Below are 4,663 nucleotides of genomic sequence, written 5' to 3'. Positions count from 1 at the left end.
GTCGGGCGCAGGGCACGGCGCTGTCGCCAGGGGCTGCGCCCAACGACCTCTGGTGCGCCGACTTCAAGGGCGAGTTCAAGCTGGGCGACGGCCGCTACTGCTATCCGCTGACCGTCACCGACCATGCTTCGCGCTATCTGCTGCTGTGCGAGGCGCTGGAGTCCACCCGCGAGGAGTTGGCGATCACCGCCTTCGAGCAGCTGTTCCGCGAGCGCGGGCTGCCCGGCGCGATTCGCTCCGACAACGGCGTGCCCTTCGCCAGCCCCAACGGCCTCTACGGCCTTTCCAAGCTCTCGGTCTGGTGGCTGCGGCTGGGCATCGAGATCGAGCGCATCAAGCCCGGCCGGCCCCAGCAGAACGGCCGCCACGAGCGCATGCACCTGACCTTGAAGAAGGAGACCACCCGCCCGCCGGGCCGCAACAGCCTGCAGCAGCAGGGCCGTTTCGACGCCTTCGTTCGCGAGTTCAACACCGAGCGGCCGCACGAGGCGCTGCAGATGAAGCCGCCGGCCGAGGTCTACTCACCCTCGCCGAGACCCTACCTGGGCCTGCCCGAGCTCAGCTATCCGCTGCACGACCGCGACATCATGGTCACCGCCTGCGGGCGGCTCTGCATGCACCGTAAGAAGATCAACATCTCCACCGTGCTCGCCGGCCAGCGGCTCGGCATCAAGGAAGTCGACGAGGGCATTTGGCTCGTCAGCTTCATGCACTACGATCTCGGATACATCGACCTGGAGCAGAAGACCCTGCAAACCCTCGACAACCCGTTCGGCCCGAGGTTGTCACCCATCTCTTAGGTACATTCTGCAACCCATGTGTCCGGGCTGGACACGGCGGACGTTGGCGGCCCGGGAGGGACTCGAACCCCCGACCTTGGCTTTAGGAAAGCCCTGCTCTATCCGGCTGAGCTACCGGGCCGCGCGAGCGAGGTCGGCGATCTGGCGGCGCCTGGTCCTCTCTTGAGACAAGCGCGCGAGCCAGCGCCGCCGACCTGCAGGGACCGATGCCACGGCGGGCGCGTCCCCGCAAGCGCGGCGGACAAGCTGCGCCGGACGCGGGCGTCGGCGCGCACGGCTTCGGCGGGACGGCCTTCATGGTTTGGCGAGGCGGTCGCTCCGGGTTAGGTAGGGTCCGACGAAGGCAAGCTTCGCCGGAACCGAAGGCGCGGCGGTCGGGGGAAGGGCTGATGGGGCTCGGGCGTCTGTTCCGCCATCTCTATGTGCAGGTGCTGGCGGCGGTGGCGCTGGGCCTGCTGGTCGGCGCGCTCTGGCCGCATCTGGGGGCGGCGCTGAAGCCGCTCGGCGACGCCTTCGTCAAGCTGATCAAGATGGTCGTGGCGCCGGTGATCTTCTGCACCGTCGCCGGCGGGATCGCGCAGATGCGCGACATGAAGGCCTTCGGCCGCCTGGGCCTTCGGACCCTGATCTACTTCGAGGCGGTCTCGACGCTGGCGCTGGGGATCGGCCTGCTGGTCGGCCGCACGGTGCAGCCCGGCCGCGGCTTCGACATCGACCCCAAGACCCTCGACGCCTCGATCGGCGCGGGCTACGCGGCCAAGGCGGCGCACGAGCAGGGGCTCATCGACTCCCTGCTGAACCTGATCCCCGACGCCTTCTTCGGCGCCTTCGCCAAGGGCGACCTGCTGCAGGTGCTGCTGATCGCCATCCTGACCGGCTTCGCCTGCACGCGGCTGGGCGAGTTCGGCGAGCAGGCCGCCCATGTGCTCGAGAGCATCGGCAAGCTGTTCTTCGGCGTCATCGGCGTGGTGGTGCGGCTCGCGCCCATCGGCGCCTTCGGGGCGATGGCCTTCACCGTCGGCAAGTACGGGCTCTCGGCCCTGGTCAACCTGGGCGCGCTGATCGCCACCTTCTACGGGACCTCGATCCTCTTCGTTCTGGTGGTGCTGGGGACGGTGGCGGCGATCTGCGGCTTCTCGATCCTGAAGTTCCTGGCCTATATCCGCGAGGAGCTCTTGATCGTCCTCGGCGCCTCGTCGTCGGAGGCGGTGCTGCCGCAGATGATGCTGAAGCTCGAGCGCCTGGGCGCCGGCAAGGCGACGGTCGGGCTGGTGATCCCGACGGGCTACAGCTTCAACCTCGACGGCACCAACATCTATATGACCCTCGCCACGCTGTTTCTGGCGCAGGCGACGAATACGCCGCTGAGCTGGTCCCAGGAGCTGACCCTGCTGGGCGTGGCCATGCTGACCTCCAAGGGCGCGAGCGGCGTCACCGGCGCGGGCTTCATCACGCTGGCGGCCACGCTGGCGGTCATCCCCGACCTTCCGATCGCCTCGCTGGCGCTGCTGGTCGGCGTCGACCGCTTCATGAGCGAGTGCCGGGCGCTGACCAACCTCGTCGGCAACGGCGTCGCGACCCTGGCGTTGGCCCGCTGGGAGGGCGACCTCGATCGCGAGCGGCTGAAGGCGGAGCTGGAGCGCGGACCGGACGCAGCAGAATTTTCCCTCCCTTAACGGCGAGGGAGGCTCAGGCCGCGGCGGCGGCCTTCACCAGCGACTTGTTGAGCATGTTGATCGCCGCGTCGCGGTCGATGCGCTCGATGGCGGCGACCTCGCGGGCCATGCGGTCCAGCGCCGATTCGTAGAGCTGGCGCTCGGAATAGGACTGCTCCGGCTGGTTCTCGGCGCGGTGCAGGTCGCGGACCACCTCGGCGATCGAGATCAGGTCGCCGGAGTTGATCTTGGCTTCGTATTCCTGGGCCCGGCGCGACCACATGGTGCGCTTCACGCGGGCGCGGCCCTTGAGCGTGGTGAGCGCCTTGGAGACGACGTCGGTCTCGGCCAGCGGACGCAGGCCGGCGGTCTTGGCCTTGGCGGTCGGCACGCGCAACGTCATCTTCTCGTGGTCGAAGGTGATGACATAGACCTCAAGCTTCAGACCGGCGACTTCCTGGGTTTCGATCCCTTGCACCTGACCCACGCCGTGGGCCGGGTAGACGACGTGATCGCCAACCGAGAAATCATGACCGTTCTTGCTCATCGAGACACCCTCTCAAAATCCTGACCCGGCTCAAAACCGGATCCCTGGCGCGAGCGACCGTCACACGACGAGACCTTCAGCCCGCGGAACGACCCGCGGCGGCTCTTCGTTTGACGGGAAAATCGAACCTCTTAAGACATCCTCGCCAGTCCCGGGACAGCGAGTCCGGGCCAGCCGTTGCTTCTTCAGGAAGACGGGCAAGGCATAGCCTTCTCGCCACGTCGTTCGTGACGATAGCACAAAATCCTGACGAATGAAAGAGTTGGTCCTTAAGAGGCGCGCGCAGGCGCCGCGCCGAGGGCGAGGCGCGCCTTACGATCCGCGGCCGGGCTTTTCCGAGAAGTACTTCTCGAACTTGCCGGTCTCGCGCTCGTACTCCTCGCGGTCGGCCGGCGGCTCGCCCTTCACCGTGATGTTCGGCCAGACCTTGGCGTACTCGGTGTTGATGCGCAGCCACTTGCCGTCCGGCTCGTCCTCGGTGTCCGGCTTGATCGCGTCCACCGGGCACTCCGGCTCGCAGACGCCGCAGTCGATGCACTCGTCGGGATTGATCGCCAGGAAGTTCTCGCCCTCGTAGAAGCAGTCGACGGGGCACACCTCGACGCAGTCCATGAACTTACATTTGATGCAGGGATCCATCACGATGTAGGTCATGGCGCGTCCGAAACTCCAGCTCTCCCCACCGGGGGCGGCGCGGTTTTCACGGGCTGCGAGCGGCTTGTCAATGCCGCCGAGCGGGCTTGCGCCGCGGAATCGCCGAAGGCTTTTTCATCCCAGTGCGAAGCTTTCTCGCCTGCGCCCCGCGCCGGCGTCAGGCCTGGGCGCGGCGGAACATCGGTCGGGACCTGGGCGGCGGCCCGAAGCGATTGAATCCCGCGTCGCCGGGGATGGCCCCAAACAGCGCCACCAGGCCGACGATGGCGAGGTCCAGCACCGCACGCGAGACCGCCGCGTCGGCCGGGCGCGTCAGCAGGCAGAGGACCAGCAGGGGGTACGCCGCCGCCCACCAGCCGCCGCCGCCGAAGTCGCGCGCACGACGGATCTGCAGCATCACCATCAGGATGGTGAGGGCGCCGAGGTTCGGCCGGAAGCCGAAGGCTTGCAGCGCCGCCGTCACCGCCAGGCCGGCGGCCAGCATCGCCCAGTAGGTCTGGCGGTCGAGGCGCGCAGGGCGGCGCAGCGCGCGGTCGTCGCGCCAGAGTCGGTCGGTGGCGGATCGGTGGCGGGTGAACATCTGGCTGCGAGCGGCTCCGTGGCGACTCCAGCTCTGCCGGACGGCTCCTTGCCCGAAGGTTTAGGCGGTTGGTAACTGGGAATACAGCGTGCGCGCCTCCGTCGCCGGGCCGCGCCGCTCGCCCATCGCCTCCACCGTCACCGCGACCAGCCGCCCGCCGAGCGCAAAGACCAGTTGGTCGCCGACCTTCACCGGCCGGGCGGGCTTGTCGAGCCGGCTCTCATGACCGGCGCGGGTCAGGCGCAGGCGGCCCTCCTCGACGAACTTCGCCGCCATGGAGCGGGTCTTGAAGAAGCGCGCGCGCCACAGCCAGACGTCGACGCGGCAGGCGTCGACGGTCATGGGCGCCTCTGCCTTCACGCCCTCATCGCCTTGGGCGTGCGCCGGCGTCGCGGTCGGCGGGCGGGCGGCGCGGCGACGGGGGCCT

The 4,663-nt window shown here is 68.5% G+C and carries 6 protein-coding genes and 1 tRNA gene; 2 read left to right on the top strand and 5 right to left on the bottom strand.

Going from position 1 to position 4,663, the window contains the following annotated elements; all coding sequences use genetic code 11:
- On the top strand, positions 1–800 hold an 800-nt coding region (locus tag VJS38_RS16840), incomplete at its 5' end, for an integrase core domain-containing protein (protein WP_324089304.1).
- Between the two features lie 44 nt (positions 801–844).
- On the opposite strand, the gene VJS38_RS16835 is transcribed toward VJS38_RS16840, so the two are convergent.
- Positions 845–921, bottom strand: a tRNA-Arg gene (locus VJS38_RS16835).
- Positions 922–1,189: 268 nt separating this feature from the next.
- Between VJS38_RS16835 and VJS38_RS16830 the strand changes: the two genes are divergently transcribed.
- Positions 1,190–2,476 (top strand): dicarboxylate/amino acid:cation symporter, encoded by a 1,287-nt coding sequence (locus VJS38_RS16830; RefSeq protein WP_324089303.1) that lies wholly within the window; start codon positions 1,190–1,192, stop codon positions 2,474–2,476.
- Positions 2,477–2,489: 13 nt separating this feature from the next.
- Here VJS38_RS16830 and VJS38_RS16825 read toward each other — a convergent pair whose 3' ends face one another.
- From VJS38_RS16825 to VJS38_RS16810, 4 genes are all read right to left on the bottom strand, one after another.
- Entirely contained in the window at positions 2,490–3,002 is a 513-nt protein-coding gene (locus tag VJS38_RS16825) for a CarD family transcriptional regulator (RefSeq protein ID WP_324089302.1), read from the bottom strand.
- 312 nt (positions 3,003–3,314) lie between these two features.
- On the bottom strand, positions 3,315–3,656 hold the full coding sequence (fdxA, locus tag VJS38_RS16820; RefSeq protein WP_324089301.1) for a ferredoxin FdxA: 342 nt from the start codon (positions 3,654–3,656) through the stop codon (positions 3,315–3,317).
- 157 nt (positions 3,657–3,813) lie between these two features.
- On the bottom strand, positions 3,814–4,236 hold the full coding sequence (locus tag VJS38_RS16815; protein WP_324089300.1) for a DUF805 domain-containing protein: 423 nt from the start codon (positions 4,234–4,236) through the stop codon (positions 3,814–3,816).
- Positions 4,237–4,296: 60 nt separating this feature from the next.
- Complete coding sequence (locus VJS38_RS16810; RefSeq protein WP_324089305.1) at positions 4,297–4,578, bottom strand: RNA-binding S4 domain-containing protein; 282 nt, start codon at positions 4,576–4,578, stop codon at positions 4,297–4,299.
- Positions 4,579–4,663: the final 85 nt, after the last annotated feature.

It is taken from the genome of Phenylobacterium sp., assembly GCF_035276905.1.
Classification (GTDB): Bacteria; Pseudomonadota; Alphaproteobacteria; order Caulobacterales; family Caulobacteraceae; genus Phenylobacterium.
This window is presented reverse-complemented; position numbering and strand designations above follow the sequence as displayed.